Source organism: Streptomyces sp. NPDC002958 (assembly GCF_055563255.1).
Genome location: NZ_JBVHDS010000030.1, coordinates 52,183 through 68,869, shown reverse-complemented (window position 1 = coordinate 68,869; position 16,687 = coordinate 52,183). Strand labels below are relative to the sequence as shown.

Genomic DNA, 16,687 nt, shown 5'->3' with positions numbered 1-16,687 from the left:
TGCGCACCGAAGGCATCGAGAAGAACACCCACGACAACCCCTTCGGCGCCGTCCTCTCCTTCCGCGGCACCGTCACCGACACCACGGTCAAGCACGCGCTCTCCGGCAAGGTCATCGAACTCACCGACACCTTCCCGGTCCCCGACGCCAAGGCGTTCGAGGTCGGTCAGTGGTGGGCCGTGCAGGTCGCCCCTGTCGCGGGCGGCGGCGGTGACGAGCGCGAGCTGCAGAAGCTGGTCGAGATCACCGAGATCGTGGACGCGGGCCACATCCGAATCGGCTACCTCAACGGCTGGGAACTCGCCGCGGGCCGCATCCTCACGTGGACCCGCGTCGAGCCGGTCCAGGGCACCCACATCCGCAACCTGGTCTTCGAGGGCGCCGGCCCCGACGAGTACACCGGCTCCCACCCCATCAGCTTCGAGTACGCCGTCGGCTGCGACGTCTCCGGAATCCATGCCACCGGCTCCTTCTGGCCGGTCATCATGCGCCGCTGGTGCACCCGGTTCCGTACCGAGGACTGCTCCTTGAAGAACCCGCCCACCGTCGAGTACGGCGGCGCGGGCTACCTCACCCAGCAGATCTACTGCCTGTACGGACGGGTCGCGGACTGCACGACCAGCAACGTCCGCCACCTCAGCGACCTCACCGCCTCCGCCTACTGCACCGTCGTGAACTGCCACGGCGACGGAGACGACGCGGGCGGCAACCCCTTCACGACACACGGGCAGTACGAGCACGATCTCCTCTTCGACGGCAACTCCGGACTGATGGACATAGCCAACTCCGGTGCACAATGGGGGATTTCCGCGAAGCGGATCACCGTACGCAGACATGTCTGCTCCTGGTTCACCGCCAATACGAAGATCACCGATCTGACGCTCGAAGACATCACGGTGATCCCGCGCCCCACCTTCGATCAGGCCGGCACCCTCACCGTCAACGCCGACGGAGCCCAGGTGCGCGGCTGCACCGCCAAGACCTTCGCCGTCGCCCAGCGCTCCGCGCGCTCCACCCGGCCGACCACCATCAGCGACTGCTCCTTCGAGCCGCCCGCGGGCGCCGTCCTCGTCCAGACCCCGGTCACCGCTCCCGTCCACTTCATTCGCTGCGCCTTCAAGGGCGTGGACGGTGCGATCCTGCGCGGTGCGGGGCCCATTCACTTCACCGACTGCACCGTCACCGGCGCCCAGAACGCGGCCCCGATCTCCATCGGATCGGCGGATCTGCGGATCGACGGCGGTACGTACGACAACACCGGCATAGAACTCAGCGCCGTGCGCGACCAGCGGATCACCGTCACCGGCGGCGCCCGCCTCACCGGCAGCAACACGGCCAAGGCACTGCTCGGCCGCGCGGCCGGCCCCGGGAAGGTGACCTGGGACATCAGCGGACTCAGCAGCGCAGCCTCCGGACCGGACACCGCCCATGTGCGCATCACCGACGGCACGAACCACTACGCGGCGACCGGCAGCCGCTTCACCGGCGGCACGCTCCACCTCGCCCCGGACGCCCTGGAATCGGTCCTGCACACCACATGCGTGGAGGACGGCACGAAGCGCAGCACGATGCCCGCGGACGGCGACTCCGTGCGCACGGACGGGAACCTGATCCTGTGACGGCCGTCATCAGGACTGCGACCGCCGCCGACGATCCGGCCCTGGCCGCGCTGTGGCGGCTGTGCTTCGACGCCCCGCACATCGCCCGCCTCCACGCCCTCGACCCGGACCGCCACCGCCACACGTTCGTCGCGCAGGACGGCCCGGGGGGCGGGATCGACGCGGTCGTCGTCTACGTGCCCAGACTGATCCGCGACGCGCACGGCACCCCGCAGCGGGTCGGCGGCATCGGCAGCGTCGCCACCCGCCCCGAGGCCCGGGGCCAAGGGCTGGTGCGGCGGCTGTTGGTGGAGGCGGAGCGCACCATGATGGCCGAACACTGTGCCTGGTCACTGCTGTTCACCGGGACACCCGCGGTCTACCGGGGCTCGGGATGGCAGGAATTCGGCAGTGCGTACACCGACGGGTCGCTCCTGTCCCCGGCTGCCGACGGGTCGCTCCCGTCCCCGGCTGCCGTCGGGGCGCTCCGGGTCCGCGAGGCCACTGCCGAGGACGCCGTGGAGGTGGCGGCCCTGCACCATGCGTACAACGCGAACCGGCCGCTCAGCTCGCTGCGGACTCCCGAGGACTGGGCGGTGCGCGTTCCCGCCTGGTACGGCGCGCTCGACCGGTCGCTGGTGGTGGAGGACCCCGGATCGGGGGCGCTCGTCGGCTGGCTCGTGGCCCAGTACGAGGAAGAGCGCCTGGAGGTACGCGAATTCGCGGGCGCACCGGAGTGTCTGGGCGCGCTGTTCGCCGCCGTCGCCGAGCGGGGCCGGGCCGCGGGCCTGAGCCGGGCGCGGGTCAGGCTTCCCGACGGGCCCGAGGTCCGGGCAGCACTGCCGGTCCTGCTGGCGGACCCCCGGCCGGTGGAGGAGTACGTGGGCATGGCACGGCCGCTGCACGCCACCACCGAATCCGTCCGGGCCACGGTCACGGCACCCGGCGCGGTCCACTGGTACGGCGACTGCTTCTGAGCTTGAGATTTAACCTCGCCATTCGAACAAGACCCTCTGTTGTGTTCGAATGGGCGTTCACCCGATTCGACCCCGTCGCGGGCGCGTTGATCGCGCCTGAAAGCGCCGGTCAGACGTGTTCGAATCTGCTGGATTAAACAACAAGCTGAGGGCCGGGCGGGGCGTCGTCAGCGACAGGAGGGAGCGGACAGCGCCCCACCGGACCCGCCCCCGCGTCCGTCCGCTCTCTGAACTCCTCGGCGAGCAGCGGAACATCACGCAGCCGCCGCGGAACCAGGGCTGTTCATCGGAACGGGGGAACGGACCCCGCACGCACGGCGCGTACCGCACGCGCCGTGCGTGCGGTACTACGCCTTGTCCGTCGGTGTCTGTTCGTCGTACGCCGACGTCCCCGAGTCCAGCAGGGGCTCCTGGACCTTGAGGTGCGCCGGGGCGAAGGCCCGCAGCACGTGGTAGCCGGCGATCACCACGATCGTGCCCAGTGCGATGCCGCTCAGCTCGAAGTTGTCGGTGATCTTCAGGCTGACCCCGCCGACACCGATGATGATGCCTGCCGCGGTCGGCACCAGGTTCAGAGGGTTGCGCAGATCGACCTTGGCGTGCAGCCAGATCTGGGCGCCGAGGAGGCCGATCATGCCGTACAGGATGACGGTGATGCCGCCGAGCACACCACCGGGAATGGCGGCGACGACCGCGCCGAACTTGGGGCACAGCCCGAAGAGCAGAGCGAAGCAGGCGGCGGCCCAGTACGCGGCGGTGGAGTAGACGCGGGTCGCGGCCATGACGCCGATGTTCTCCGAGTACGTGGTGTTCGGCGGGCCGCCCACCGCGGTCGACAGCATCGACGCGGCGCCGTCGGCGGCGATCGCGGTGCCCAGCTTGTCGTCGAGCGAGGCACCGGTCATCTCGCCGACTGCCTTCACGTGCCCGGCGTTCTCGGCGATCAGCGCGATGACCACCGGCAGTGCGACCAGGATCGCCGACCACTCGAAGCTGGGCGCATGGAAGGACGGGAGCCCGATCCAGTCGGCCTCGGAGACACCCGACAGATCGAGCCGCCAGTGGTCGACGGCCTCGGACCCGCCCACCGGGGAGTGGATCTTGCCGAAGACCCGGTCGAAGACCCAGGACAGCGCGTATCCGAAGACCAGACCCAGGAAGATCGCTATACGCGAGAGGAATCCGCGCAGGCACACCACGGCCAAACCGGTGAACAGCATCACCAGCAGTGCGGTCCACTGGTCCTGCGGCCAGTACGTCGACGCGGTCACCGGAGCCAGGTTGAAGCCGATCAGCATGACGACGGCACCGGTGACCACTGGCGGCATCGCCGCGTGAATGATCCGCGCGCCGAACCGCTGCACCAGGAGACCGGCCAGGAAGAGCACCACACCGACGACGAAGACCGCGCCGGTGACCACGGCGCTGCTGCCGCCGCTCGCCCGGATCGTCGCGGCGACCCCCACGAAGGAGAGCGAACAGCCGAGATAGCTGGGCACCTGGCCGCGCGTGGACAGCAGGAAGATGATCGTCGCGATACCCGACATCATGATCGCCAGGTTCGGGTCCAGACCCATGAGGACCGGGGCGACGAACGACGCGCCGAACATCGCGACCACATGCTGGGCGCCGAGTCCGAACGTACGGGGCCAGGAGAGCCGTTCGTCCGGCCGGACCACGGCCCCCGGTGCGGGACTCTTCCCGTCGCCGTGCAAGGTCCAGCGCACGCCGAGGCCCATGGTCGCTCCCTGTGTGTAGGTGCGGAGTCCAGTGCCTCGCCCGGCATGGTGCAAACCGCAGAAATGATCAGCGCCATGGTAATGCCGGATCGCGCCGTGCTTTCGGCCGGGTCGCGGGCCGTGAGCGCCCCTCACGGATCCATGCGTGAATCGTGGGCGAAGCATTGTCGCTCCGAACAGCGGCCCTACGCTTGCATGATCTTGTTCGTGAACATGGTTCATGTGCGTGATTGCTGGGGTGCTCGATGAGTGGCGGACCCCGTCGGTGCCTGGGCGCCCTCCGCACCGCCGCGGTAGCCCCGCGTCCGTACTGAACGCCGTCACCCTGCTCGACACCGGCGCACCCGGCCGGTCCGGGACCGACCGGACCGCGCTGCGGCACGCCGCGGAACGGCCCGACTCGACCGCCGGCCGAACCGGCTGCCGCGCCCTGCGGAGCCGAGGGCTCAGGGGTGCGGCTCGACCGCCGCCGCGCTCGCGGCGGCGGCGCCCGAGGGCGACACGGCCCTGCGGTCGCCCGCCCGCAGCACCCCGGCCCCCAGCACCAGGCCGAATGCCAGCACCGTCACCAGGCCGAACGACACGACCAGGGACGTCGCCTCGGCCAGCGAGCCGATCGCGGACGGGGCGATGAGCCCGGAGGTGTACGTGATGGTGGCGACGCCCGCGATCGCCTGGCTCGGGTTCGGGCCGCTGCGCCCGGCCGCCGCGAAGGCGAGGGGAACGACCACGGCGACACCGAGGCCGAGGAGCCCGAAGCTGCACATCGCCAACGGCGCGCTCGGTGACGCGACCACGAGCACTCCGCCGACCGTCGCGAGGACGCCGCCCACCCGTACGGTCCTGACCGCCCCGAACCGGTCGACGACCTTGTCACCGGCGATCCGGGCGACCGCCATGGTCAGCGCGAACGCCGTCGTGGACGCCGCGGCCGCCCCGGCGGAGGTGTCCATGATGTCCCGGAGATAGACCGCCGACCAGTCCAGGCTGGCCCCCTCCGCGAACACCGCGCAGAAGCCCACCGCACCGATGATGAGCGCCGACTTCGGCGGCAGCGTGAAGCGCGGCGGCGGCTCCTCGTCCGGCTCGCTGCGCAGATCCAGTACGCCCTGGCAGGCGATCAGGCCCAGTGCGGTGAGGACCAGGGCGGCGATGGAGTGGTGCAGCCGGGCGTCAACGCCCAGATGCGCGGCCACGGTGCCCGCCGCCGAACCGACCAGGGCGCCCACGCTCCACATCCCGTGCAGCCCGGACATGATCGACTTGTCGAGGCGGCTCTCCACCTCGACACCGAGCGCGTTCATGGCCACGTCCGACATGCCGGCCGATGCCCCGTACACGAAGAGCGCCGCACACAGTGTCAGCAGGTTGGGAGCCAGTGCGGGCAGGACCAGCGCGAGCGTCCAGAGGGCGAGCAGGCCGCGCAGCGCGGTCCTGGCGCCGAAGCGATGGCTGATCGCACCGGCCAGCGGCATGGCGAGCGAGGCGCCGATCGCCGGGAAGGCGAGGGCGAGACCGAGCTGCCCGGCGCTGACCCCGGCGTGGTCCTGGATCCAGGGCACCCGGGTGGCGAAGCTGCCGGTCACCGCGCCGTGCACGGCGAAGACCGCGGCTACGGCGAATCTGGCCCGCCTCACCTGCTCCATGCCGAAGACCGTCTCTGTGGAATCCGTTGTCATAGCGCCGTGCCCTCCCCTGGGAATCCTCCGCCGTCGGCGACTCCGGCGCCCGTCTCCACGGTGCGGGCGTAAACTATCAGGCACCCTGCCTGATAAATAGTCCACCCTTTCATCCCGTGCGGCAGTGATCTGGAAGGATCCCGGCATGCCCGCATCACCGAGCACCGCTCGGGCCATCAACGACCGGCTCGCCCTGCGACTGCTCCAGCAGGACGGCCCGCTGACGGCCACGCAGCTGAAGGCCCGCACCGGTCTCTCCCGCCCCACCGTCGCCGACCTCGTCGAACGGCTCCAGGGAGCCGGTCTGATCCGGGTCGTCGGTGAGGCCGGCGCCGAGCGCCGCGGCCCCAACGCCCGGCTGTACGGGATTGCCGCCGACCGCGCCCACCTCGCCGCGCTCGACGTACGTACCGGCAGTGTCGCCGTGGTCGTCGCCGATCTCCTCGGCACCACGCTCGCCGAGGCCACCCTGCCCATCGGCAGTGACACCGACACCGAGGCCGCCGCCGAACAGGCCGCCGCCCTGCTGGAACGCACCGCGCGCGAGGCGGGAGCCGCCCCGCTGCACAGTGTCGGCATCGGCGCGCCCGGTCTGATCGACCCCGCCACCGGCGAGCTGCGCGACACCGCCGGGCTGCCCGCCTGGCATCGACGACTGGTACGGGTGCTCCAGCAGAGGGCGCCCGCCACCGTGCTGGTCGAGAACGAGACCAATCTCGCCGCGGTCGCCGAACACCGCATCGGTGCGGCCCGCGACCGCGACACCTTTGTCCTCCTCTGGCTCGGCCACGGCGTCGGGGCCGCCGTCATGCTGGACGGGAAGCTGCGCCGCGGGGCCTCCGGCGGCGCGGGCGAGATCGGCTTCCTGCCGGTGCCCGGCACGATCGGCGCCCCGTCGGCCGTCAGCTGTGACGGCGGGTTCCACTCGCTGGTGGGCTCCGCCCCGGTCTGTGAACTGGCCGCTGCCCACGGCATCGTGGTGCCCCCGGGTACGGCCGAAGGGGGCAAGGAACCGGGCGCCGCGTTCGCCGTACGGGCCGCGCTGGCGGGGGAGGGGGAGAGCGAGGTGTTCCTGGATGCCCTCGCCGGCCGTCTCGCACTCGGCGCCGCCGCCGTCGCCGCGGTCCTCGACCCCGGTTGTGTGCTGCTCGCGGGCGAGGTCGGCCACGTCGGCGGTGACGCACTCGCGGCGCGGGTCGAGGAGCGGCTGGCCCTGATGTCCCCGCTGCGCACCGAGGTCAGGGCCGGGCGGCTGGGCGGCTGGGCAGTGCTCCGCGGCGCGCTGCTCACGGCGCGGGAGTCGGCTCAGGACGAGCTGTTCACTCCGGCCGGCTGAACCGCTCGGCGAGGAAGTCCTCGAACGGCGTCTTCCTCGCGGCCCGTTCGGGGCTCGGACGGTCTTCGTGCCGGTATCCGCCGGCCGTACGGGCATCAGGGGCCGCTTCCCTCCGGTCGCCCGGAGAGGGGCGCGAGAGCGCGGGCGAGCCCATCAGCAGTCCGGTGGCGGCGAAGCCGGCTGCGAGCAGGGTGGCTCTCGCACGGGTGGGGGACGGCACGTTCGGTTCCTCCCGGGGAGGTTCGGCAGAACACAACTGGCAAGGGGGTGGGCCGTGTTGATGCCCCGGGTGTGCGCACACCGCGGGGCCGCTCCTCGCGGGTGACGCAGAGATCAAGAGGACTGGACCATTGCGTCAATAGGTCTGGACCTTTAAGGCCCGGCTGTCCCGTTTTTTGTGGACCTCGCGCCGGGTTCCTGTGAGTCACTCCACAGGTGCTCACCGGCATGACCCATGAGCGGGCGTGGCAGACTGATCCTGTACCAGTAGCAGCGCACTCCGGGGTCGGTGCAATTCCGAACCGGCGGTTATAGTCCGCGACCCGTCCGCATCCAGCGGCCGGTTGACCAGGTGGGATTCCTGGACCGACGGTTAAAGTCCGGATGGGAGGCAGTGCGCGGCGGGCCGTTTCACTGGGTACGCCGCCGTCGGCGGATGGTCTTCGGGCGACCGATCCATCCGTGTATTCGGCATGAGGCGTCCCCCTGTTGCGTTCCCGCTTCATCTGTCGTCATCGACAGGCCCCGGAGTCCGTGCCCGAAGAGGCAGGAGGACCCGGTGGTCACCGCAGCCGACATCGCCGCCATGCGCCGAGCGATCACGCTCGCCGCCCGCGGTCTCGGCTCCACCAGCCCCAACCCGGTCGTCGGCTGCGTCATCGTCGACGCCGCAGGTCATCCGGTCGGCGAGGGATTCCACCAGCGCGCCGGCGGGCCGCACGCCGAGATCCACGCCCTGCAGGCCGCAGGCGGCAGGGCCCGGGGCGGCACCGCCTACGTCACCCTCGAACCCTGTAACCACACCGGCCGAACCGGCCCCTGCGCCCAGGCGCTCGTCGAGGCCGGTGTCGCCCGGGTCGTCTACGCCGTCGGCGACCCGGACCCGCAGGCCACCGGCGGTGCGGACACCCTGCGCGCGGCCGGGATCAGGGCCGAGCAGGGGCTCCTCGCGGATGAGGCCGAGGCGGGCAACGCGGCCTGGCTGACCTCGGTGCGCCTCGGCCGCCCGTACGTCCTGTGGAAGTACGCGGCGACCCTCGACGGCCGGATCGCGGCCGCCGACGCCACCAGCCGCTGGATCACCTCCCCCGAGTCCCGCGCCGACGTCCACCGGCTGCGTGCCGAGGCCGACGCCGTCGTGGTCGGCTCCGGCACCGCCCGTACCGACGACCCCCAGCTCGGTGTACGGGGCATCGAAGGCGCCGTACAGCCCTTGCGGGTGGTCGTGGACACCGGCGCGACCGCCGTGCGCCCCGGCGCCCGCGTCCTCGACGGCACCGCGCCCACCCTGATCGCTGTCGCCCACGACGCCGAGGCGCGCCATCTCCCCGAAGAGGCCGTCCTGCGGCTGCCGCGCGCCGCCACCGGCCTGGACATACCCGCCCTGCTCACAGCCCTGTACGGGCGTGGCATCCGCTCCGTACTCCTCGAAGGCGGCCCGACCCTGGCCGGGGCCTTCGTCACGGCGCGAACGGTCGACAAGGTCGTCGGCTATCTCGCCCCGGTGCTCCTCGGCGCCGGCCCCGCGGCCCTCGCCGACGCCGGAATCTCCACCATCGCCGAGGCGTTGCGCCTCGATGTGACCGAGACCGTCCGTATCGGCCCCGATCTGCGCATCACCGCCGTCCCCGGACCTGCCCGGAAGGGAAACTGAGTGTTCACCGGAATTGTCGAAGAACTGGGTGAGGTCACCGCCGTCGAGAAGCTCGGCGACGCCTCCCGCTTCCGCCTGCGCGGTCCCGTAGTCACCGAAGGCGCGAAGCACGGCGACTCCATCGCCGTCAACGGCGTCTGCCTCACCGTCGTCGAGCTCGGCGACGGGGAGTTCACCGCCGATGTGATGGCCGAGACCTTGAACCGCTCCAGCCTCGGCGCCCTGGAAACGGGCTCCCGGGTCAATCTGGAACGACCCATGGCGGTCGGCGGCAGGCTCGGCGGCCACATCGTCCAGGGCCATGTCGACGGCACCGGCCGCATCGTCGAGCGCAAGATCTCCGAGAACTGGGAAATCGTCAAGATCTCCCTTCCCGCGGACCTGACCCGCTATGTGGTGGAGAAGGGGTCGATCACCGTTGACGGCGTCAGCCTGACCGTCGTGGACGCCGGACCCGACTACTTCACCGTCAGCCTCATTCCCACCACCCTCGCCCTGACCACGCTCGGCGTCAAGGAGCCCGGCGACCCGGTCAACCTGGAGGTGGACGTCATCGCGAAGTACGTCGAGCGGCTGCTCGGCACCACCGCGCAGGAACCCGAGGAGCCGGCGAGGTGACCGCGATGAACTGGCTGAACTCGGAGGCGTTCACCGCCTTCGGGCAGCACATCATCTGGTCCGACATGATCGGCAACACGGTCGGTCTGATCGCGCTGACCCTGGGCTGGCTCCGCTCGATCTGGACCTGGCCCGCCCAGATCCTGTCCGGCGTCGTCCTGGTCGCCGCCAATGTCTCCGTGCACCAGGCGGGCAGCGTCGGCAAGCAGCTCGTGGTCATCGCCGTGGCCGTCTGGGGCTGGCGGCAGTGGACCAGGGGCAGGCAGCAGGCCCAGGACGGCTCCATCGCCGTACGGTTCGCCACCTGGCGCGAGCGCGGCTTCCTGCTGGGCGGCGCCGTGCTCGGCACCCTCGCGGTCGGCAGCCTGTTCACCGCGTTTCCCTCGCTCTCCTGGAGCCCTTGGGCGGACGCGTACATCTTCGCGGGCACGCTCGTCGCGATGCTCGCCCAGGCCCGCGGCATGGTCGAGTTCTGGTTCGCCTGGCTCCTCGTCGACCTGGTCGGTGTACCGCTGAACTTCCACAGCGGACTCGCCTTCTCCGGTCTCATCTACGTCGTGTACGGCGCCCTCGTCCTGTGGGGCATGCGCGATTGGTGGCTGCGTTCGCGGACACCCGCTCTGGAAGGAGCCACGGCATGACTGCCCAGCCCACCTGGTTGCACCGGGAGCGCGAGAGCGCCGTCGAGGACCTCGCCCTCGACCCCGTCGAGCAGGCGATCCGCGACATCGCCGCCGGACGGCCCGTCGTGGTCGTCGACGACGAGGACCGGGAGAACGAGGGGGACCTCGTCATCGCGGCCGAGAAGGCCACCCCCGAGATCGTCGCGTTCATGATGAGCGAGTGCCGCGGTCTGATCTGCGCGCCCATGGAGAACGACGAGCTGGAACGGCTCGAACTGCCGCAGATGGTCGACCACAACACCGAGTCGATGCGCACGGCGTTCACCGTCTCCGTCGACGCGTCGGCGGCGCACGGCGTGACCACCGGCATCTCCGCCGCGGACCGGGCCACCACGCTCCGGATGCTGGCGGGCGGCGAGGCCGGCTCCGGCGACTTCGTACGGCCCGGCCACATCTTCCCGCTTCGCGCCCGCTCCGGCGGTGTGCTGGTCCGCAACGGCCACACCGAGGCCGCCGTCGACCTCGCCCGGCTCGCCGGACTGCGGCCCGCCGGAGCGATCGTCGAGATCGCCGGAGAGGACGGTGTGATGCTGCGGCTGCCCCAGCTGGTCCCGTTCGCCCGCAAGCACGGCCTCACGATCATCTCCATCGAGGACCTGATCGCCTACCGCCGCACCTCGGAGCCGACCGTCCGCCGCGAGGCCGAGGTACGGCTGCCCACGAGCTTCGGCGCGTTCACCGCGTACGGCTTCCGGTCCACGACCGACGGTGTCGAGCATGTCGCACTCGTCCACGGTGACATCGGGAACGGCGACGACGTCCTGGTCCGGGTCCACTCCGAGTGCCTGACCGGTGACATCTTCCAGTCGCAGCGCTGCGACTGCGGGCCCCAGCTGCACGCCTCCATGCGCCGGATCACCGAGGAGGGCCGCGGCGTCGTCGTCTATCTGCGCGGCCACGAGGGCCGGGGCATCGGCCTGCTGTCCAAGCTGCGCGCCTACGAACTCCAGGAGCGCGGCATCGACACCCTCGACGCCAACCTGGAACTCGGCCTGCCCGCCGACGCCCGGGACTACGCAGCGGGCGCCCAGATCCTCAAGGACCTCGGCGTCCACAGCCTGCGCCTGATGACCAACAACCCCGACAAGACGGCCGCGGTCCTGCGGCACGGTCTGGCCGTCACCGGCCGCGAGCCGATGCCTGTCCAGGCCGGCGAACACAATCTGCGCTACCTGCGCACCAAGCGCGACCGCATGGGGCACGACCTGCCCTGGCTCGACGCCGCCACGGCGTCGACCTGCGGCAACCAGTAACGAACGAACCAGTCGGCAACGAACCAACACGGAAACGAGCGGTAGGAGAGACATGAGCGGCAAGGGTGCACCCGAACTTTCCGTACGCAACTGCGGTGACCTGCGCGTGGCGGTCGTCGCCGCCCAGTGGCACGAGAAGGTCATGGACGGACTCGTCGACGGCGCCCTGCGCGCCCTGCACGAGCTGGGCATCGACGAGCCGACCCTGCTCCGGGTGCCCGGAAGCTTCGAGCTCCCGGTGGTCGCCAAGGTCCTCGCAGGCCGCGGCTACGACGCGATCGTCGCCCTCGGCGTGATCATCCGCGGCGGCACCCCGCACTTCGAGTACGTGTCCCACGGCGTCACCAACGGCCTCACCCAGGTCGCCGTCGACACCGGAGTCCCGGTCGGCTTCGGGGTACTCACCTGCGACACCGAGGAGCAGGCGCTCGACCGGGCAGGCCTGGAAGGGTCCAACGAGGACAAGGGGCACGAAGCGGTCATTGCGGCCGTCGCCACCGCCGCCACGCTGCGTACGGTCAGCGAGCCCTGGCGCTGAGTGGGGGGCGTCGACCCCGTATTCTAAGGACCATCATGGCGAACAAAACCTTCGAAGAGCTCTTCGCCGAGCTGCAGCTCAAGGCCGCCAACGGCGACCCCTCCACCTCCCGCACCGCCGAGCTGGTGGACAAGGGGGTCCATGCCATCGGCAAGAAGGTCGTCGAGGAGGCCGCCGAAGTCTGGATGGCCGCCGAGCACGAGAGCAAGGACGCCGCCGCCGAGGAGATCTCCCAGCTGCTCTACCACGTCCAGGTGATGATGGTCGCCCGCGGGATCTCCCTCGACGACGTCTACGCCCACCTCTGAGCACGGCCTCGGCACCACGCCGCGCTTCGCACATCCGCATATCCGTACAAGAATCCCTCCTCGCAAAGGAACCTGACCACATGCTGCGCATCGCCGTCCCCAACAAGGGTTCACTCTCCGGGCCTGCGATGGCGATGCTCCATGAGGCCGGCTACCAGCAGCGCAAGGAGTCCAAGGAGCTCGTCCTCGTCGACCCCGAGAACGAGGTCGAGTTCTTCTACCTGCGGCCGCGCGACATCGCGATCTACGTCAGCTCCGGCCGCCTGGACATCGGCATCACCGGCCGCGACCTGCTGCTGGACTCCGGCGCCGACTCCGAGGAGATCCTCCAGCTCGGCTTCGCCCGCTCCACCTTCCGCTACGCCACCAGGCCCGGCACGGCCCAGGGCCCGCAGGACTTCGACGGCAAGACGATCGCCACCTCCTACGAGGGCATCGTCGCCAAGCACCTCGCCGACGTCGGTGTCAACGCCTCCGTCGTCCACCTCGACGGCGCGGTCGAGACCGCCATCGAACTCGGTGTCGCCCAGATCATCGCCGACGTCGTGGAGACCGGCACCAGCCTGCGCAACGCCGGACTCGAAGTCATCGGCGAGCCGATCATGACGTCGGAAGCCGTCGTCATCCGCCGCACCGGCGCACCGGACGACGACCCCAAGGTGCAGCAGTTCCTCCGCCGTCTCCAGGGCGTCCTGGTCGCCCGCAGCTACGTGATGATGGACTACGACTGCCGCGTCGAGCACCTGGAGCGCGCGGTCGCCCTCACCCCGGGCCTGGAGTCGCCGACCATCTCCCCGCTGCACCACGAGGGCTGGGTCGCCGTCCGTTCCATGGTCGCCGCCCGGGAGGCCCAGCGGATCATGGACGATCTGTACGACCTCGGCGCCCGCGCCATCCTCACCACCGCCATCCACGCCTGCCGCCTCTGACGGCCGGGCGACCACCCGGAAGACAGAAGAACACCATGTCCGCCCCCGCGCCCCGCTCCGAACTCCCCACACTCCCGGTCACGTTCCGGCCGACCCGAACCCGGGTGGTCCTGCTGACCGTGGGGGCGGCGATGTTCGTCGTCATCACCGTCATCGCCCTGACGCTGGAGCAGCTGAGTGCGGGGGAGCGGTCCAGCTTCATCTTCACCGCGCTGCTGTTCTTCGGCGTGCTCGCGCTGCTCAGCCGCCCGAAGGTCGTCGCGAACGAGGACGGGGTGACGGTGGTCAATCTCACCCGAACGCGCCGGCTGTCGTGGGCGGAAATTCTCCGCGTCAACCTGCGCGTCGGTGACCCCTGGGTCTTTCTCGACCTGAGCGACGGGACCAGCATGCCCGTCCTCGGTATCCAGCCGGGAATCGCCAAGCAACAGGCCATCCGCGACGCCCGCACGCTCCGCGCCCTCGCCGAGAACCACGGCACCAGTACGGACAACGGCTGAGCCCCCTGCCCCGTACGGCCTCTTCTTGATTACTCTGGAGGACGGCGGCGCCCTGAGCGCCCCGCCCCGCACGAGAGGTCCAAGAGGCCGGCGGGGCTTTCCTGCGACCCAAGGAGTGACTCCTTCCAGCAATGGACGGACCGTCCGGTAGTACCTGCGCCGCCCCTTTCCCGGAGGCGGCGGCATGACCACCCCCCTGCTGCTCCTGAGCGCAGCATTCCTCCTCATCCTCGCCAACGGATTCTTCGTGGCAGCCGAGTTCGGGCTCGTCACGGTGGAGCGGCCGGACGCCGAGCGCGCCGCCGCCGAGGGCGACCGGCGGGCCCGCACCGTCGTCGAAGCCCTGCGTGAACTCTCCTTCCAGCTCTCCGGCACCCAGCTCGGCATCACCATCACCTCACTGGTCGTCGGCATGCTCGCCGAACCGGCGCTCGCCCAGCTGCTGGACGGCCCCCTCACCGCGACCGGTCTGCCCGACGGCGCCGTACCCGGCATCAGCGTGGTCATCGGGATGCTGGTGGCCTCCGCCGTCCAGATGGTCATCGGTGAACTCGTGCCGAAGAACTGGGCAGTCTCCCGGCCGCTCCAGGTCGCCCGGTTCGTCGCCGGCCCCCAGTACCGTTTCTCCGCCGCTCTCCGGCCGGTGATCAGCCTGTTGAACACCGTCGCCAACCGGTTGGTACGACTGCTGGGCGTCGAACCCACCGACGAGCTGGCCTCCGCCCGCACCCCCGGCGAACTGGTCTCCCTGGCCCGGCACTCGGCCGAGGCCGGCACCCTCGAACAGGACACCGCGGATCTCTTCGTACGGACCCTGTCGCTCGCCGGACTCACCGCCCAGCACGTCATGACCCCACGGGTGAAGGTCAGCGCCCTCCAGTCCTCGGCGACCGCGGAGGATGTCCTCAACCTCACCCGCGCCACCGGCCTCTCCCGATTCCCGGTCTACCGGGAGCGCATCGACGAGGTCGTCGGCATGATCCACCTCAAGGACGCGCTCGCCGTGCCCGCCCAGGACCGGCTGCGTACCCCGGCCGGCCGGATCGCCGTACCGCCGCTGCTGGTGCCGGAGACCCTGCCCGTCGAACAGTTGCTCCAGTGGCTGCGCAACGAGCAGCCGATCGCCGTCGTGGTCGACGAGTACGGCGGCACCGCCGGAGTCGTCACCCTTGAGGACATCATCGAGGAACTCGTCGGCGAGGTCAGGGACGAGCACGACGCCGAAGGCGCCGACCGGCCCGAACTGGCCCCCGCCGCTCCCGAGGACGGCCGCCCGGCCTGGGAGGCCGAAGGCAGCTGCCGGGTCCTGACCCTGCGCCGGATAGGGCTCGACGTACCCGACGGACCGTACGAGACGGTGGCCGGACTCGTCGCCGATCTGCTGGGACGCATCCCCGCCCCCGGTGACCGGGCCGAACTGCCCGGCTGGCGGATCTCCGTCCGTCAGGTCGGCCGCTACCGCGCCGAGAAGGTCCGCTTCGTACGCACGGCAGAGGTGACCGACCCCGTTACCGAGGTTCCGGTGACCCACGGCGTCCTGGAGGCCGTGCGATGAGCCTTGTCCAGTTGGTCTTCGCCGGGCTCCTCGTGCTGGCGAACGGCTTCTTCGTCGGTGCCGAGTTCGCTCTTGTCTCGGTACGGCGCAGCCAGGTCGAACCCCTCGCGGCGGCCGGTTCCAGCCGGGCCCGCCAGGTGCTGTACGGCCTGCAGAACCTGCCGCAGATGATGGCCGCCGCCCAGTTCGGCATCACCGTCTGCTCGCTGACCCTCGGCGCCGTCGCCGAACCGACCGTCGCCCAACTGCTGGAGCCGGTCTTCCACGCGGTGCACCTGCCCGAGGGCCTCATCCATCCGCTCGGCTATGTGCTGGCGCTCGTCTTCGTGGTCTTCCTCCATCTCGTCATCGGCGAAATGGTCCCGAAGAACCTCGCGATGGCAGCGCCGGAGAAGACCGCGCTGTGGCTCAGCCCCGGCCTCGTCGGCTTCGCCCGCGTCTGCCGCCCGGTCACCTCCGCACTGGGCGCCTGCGCCCAGCTGGTGCTCCGGCTCTTCGGTGTCGAACCGAAGGACGAGGTGGAGGCGGTCTTCACCAGCGAGCAGCTCAACCGGCTCGTCGAGGACTCCGGTCAGGCGGGACTGCTGGAGCCGGAGGCACAGGAACGGCTGGAGGACGCACTGGAGCTGGGCAGCAGGCCCGTCACCGACGTGCTGCTCAGCCGGGCCTCCCTGGTGACGGTGGACCCCTCCGTCACCCCGCACCGGATCGAGGAGCTGACCGTACGGACCGGCTACTCGCGCTTTCCCGTCTGCGCGGAGGGCGGCGGCTCGTTCATGGGCTATCTGCACGTCAAGGACGTTCTGGACCTGGAGGACGGCGAGCGGGCCGTCCCCCAGCACGTGTGGCGCCCGATGGCGACCGTACGGGCCGAGCTGCCCCTCGACGACGCCCTGACCGTGATGCGCCGGGCGGCGACGCACCTGGCGCAGGTCGCCGACGCATCGGGCAGGGTCCTCGGGCTGGTCGCCATGGAGGACGTCCTGGAGATGCTGGTCGGTGAAGTACGCGACCCGGCCCACCGGGTCTCGGTACCGCGCCGGACGGTGGACACGACGGCCGGCACCGGCGAGCTCACCGCATCGGTCCGCTGAGGCCTGT

General features: G+C 70.6%; 16 protein-coding genes and 1 riboswitch. Of the genes, 13 read left to right on the top strand and 3 right to left on the bottom strand.

Annotated features, from left to right (window positions below; all coding sequences use genetic code 11):
• Window positions 1-1,619 (top strand): peptidase C14 (locus tag ACZ3IC_RS30580; RefSeq protein WP_467421479.1); only part of this gene is annotated, 1,619 nt, incomplete at its 5' end.
• Window positions 1,616-2,575 carry a GNAT family N-acetyltransferase gene (locus tag ACZ3IC_RS30575; RefSeq protein WP_467421478.1) on the top strand — a complete coding sequence of 320 codons (960 nt, stop codon included), beginning with the start codon at window positions 1,616-1,618 and terminating at the stop codon, window positions 2,573-2,575. The genes ACZ3IC_RS30580 and ACZ3IC_RS30575, both read left to right, overlap by 4 nt.
• A gap of 347 nt (window positions 2,576-2,922) precedes the next feature.
• On the opposite strand, the gene ACZ3IC_RS30570 is transcribed toward ACZ3IC_RS30575, so the two are convergent.
• Window positions 2,923-4,314: a uracil-xanthine permease family protein gene (locus ACZ3IC_RS30570; RefSeq protein ID WP_467421475.1), complete on the bottom strand. Its 1,392-nt coding sequence runs from the start codon at window positions 4,312-4,314 to the stop codon at window positions 2,923-2,925.
• Window positions 4,315-4,760: 446 nt separating this feature from the next.
• Window positions 4,761-5,993: an MFS transporter gene (locus ACZ3IC_RS30565; RefSeq protein WP_467421474.1), complete on the bottom strand. Its 1,233-nt coding sequence runs from the start codon at window positions 5,991-5,993 to the stop codon at window positions 4,761-4,763.
• Window positions 5,994-6,138: 145 nt separating this feature from the next.
• On the opposite strand from ACZ3IC_RS30565, the gene ACZ3IC_RS30560 reads away from it, so the two are divergent.
• Complete coding sequence (locus tag ACZ3IC_RS30560; protein ID WP_467421471.1) at window positions 6,139-7,329, top strand: ROK family protein; 1,191 nt, start codon at window positions 6,139-6,141, stop codon at window positions 7,327-7,329.
• Here ACZ3IC_RS30560 and ACZ3IC_RS30555 read toward each other — a convergent pair.
• Window positions 7,313-7,549, bottom strand: a complete 237-nt coding sequence (locus tag ACZ3IC_RS30555; protein WP_467421469.1) for a hypothetical protein — start codon at window positions 7,547-7,549, stop codon at window positions 7,313-7,315. The genes ACZ3IC_RS30560 and ACZ3IC_RS30555 overlap by 17 nt on opposite strands.
• A 270-nt stretch (window positions 7,550-7,819) precedes the next feature.
• A riboswitch (FMN riboswitch) is annotated at window positions 7,820-7,950 on the top strand.
• Window positions 7,951-8,107: 157 nt separating this feature from the next.
• On the opposite strand from ACZ3IC_RS30555, the gene ribD reads away from it, so the two are divergent.
• The 10 genes from ribD to ACZ3IC_RS30505 all read left to right on the top strand — a co-directional run bounded on the left by ribD (window position 8,108) and on the right by ACZ3IC_RS30505 (window position 16,680).
• The gene (ribD, locus tag ACZ3IC_RS30550; protein WP_467421467.1) at window positions 8,108-9,202 is read left to right on the top strand and encodes a bifunctional diaminohydroxyphosphoribosylaminopyrimidine deaminase/5-amino-6-(5-phosphoribosylamino)uracil reductase RibD; all 1,095 of its coding nucleotides are present in this window, start codon (window positions 8,108-8,110) and stop codon (window positions 9,200-9,202) included.
• Window positions 9,203-9,820 (top strand): riboflavin synthase, encoded by a 618-nt coding sequence (locus tag ACZ3IC_RS30545; protein ID WP_467421465.1) that lies wholly within the window; start codon window positions 9,203-9,205, stop codon window positions 9,818-9,820.
• Window positions 9,817-10,461: a nicotinamide mononucleotide transporter family protein gene (locus ACZ3IC_RS30540; RefSeq protein WP_467421463.1), complete on the top strand. Its 645-nt coding sequence runs from the start codon at window positions 9,817-9,819 to the stop codon at window positions 10,459-10,461. The genes ACZ3IC_RS30545 and ACZ3IC_RS30540 overlap by 4 nt, the downstream gene beginning before the upstream one ends.
• Window positions 10,458-11,756 (top strand): bifunctional 3,4-dihydroxy-2-butanone-4-phosphate synthase/GTP cyclohydrolase II, encoded by a 1,299-nt coding sequence (locus ACZ3IC_RS30535; RefSeq protein ID WP_467421462.1) that lies wholly within the window; start codon window positions 10,458-10,460, stop codon window positions 11,754-11,756. Before ACZ3IC_RS30540 ends, ACZ3IC_RS30535 begins: the two co-directional genes overlap by 4 nt.
• Window positions 11,757-11,808: 52 nt before the next feature.
• A complete protein-coding gene (ribH, locus tag ACZ3IC_RS30530) occupies window positions 11,809-12,294 on the top strand; it encodes a 6,7-dimethyl-8-ribityllumazine synthase (RefSeq protein ID WP_467421461.1) in 486 nt (161 codons plus the stop codon).
• A 35-nt stretch (window positions 12,295-12,329) separates the two neighbouring features.
• Window positions 12,330-12,602, top strand: a complete 273-nt coding sequence (locus tag ACZ3IC_RS30525) for a phosphoribosyl-ATP diphosphatase (protein WP_018524273.1) — start codon at window positions 12,330-12,332, stop codon at window positions 12,600-12,602.
• 80 nt (window positions 12,603-12,682) lie between these two features.
• Window positions 12,683-13,531: an ATP phosphoribosyltransferase gene (gene hisG / locus ACZ3IC_RS30520; RefSeq protein WP_467421460.1), complete on the top strand. Its 849-nt coding sequence runs from the start codon at window positions 12,683-12,685 to the stop codon at window positions 13,529-13,531.
• 35 nt (window positions 13,532-13,566) lie between these two features.
• Entirely contained in the window at window positions 13,567-14,031 is a 465-nt protein-coding gene (locus tag ACZ3IC_RS30515) for a PH domain-containing protein (protein ID WP_467421458.1), read from the top strand.
• A 184-nt stretch (window positions 14,032-14,215) separates the two neighbouring features.
• Window positions 14,216-15,586 carry a hemolysin family protein gene (locus ACZ3IC_RS30510; protein ID WP_467421456.1) on the top strand — a complete coding sequence of 457 codons (1,371 nt, stop codon included), beginning with the start codon at window positions 14,216-14,218 and terminating at the stop codon, window positions 15,584-15,586.
• On the top strand, window positions 15,583-16,680 hold the full coding sequence (locus tag ACZ3IC_RS30505) for a hemolysin family protein (protein WP_467421453.1): 1,098 nt from the start codon (window positions 15,583-15,585) through the stop codon (window positions 16,678-16,680). Before ACZ3IC_RS30510 ends, ACZ3IC_RS30505 begins: the two co-directional genes overlap by 4 nt.
• Window positions 16,681-16,687 lie beyond the last annotated feature (7 nt).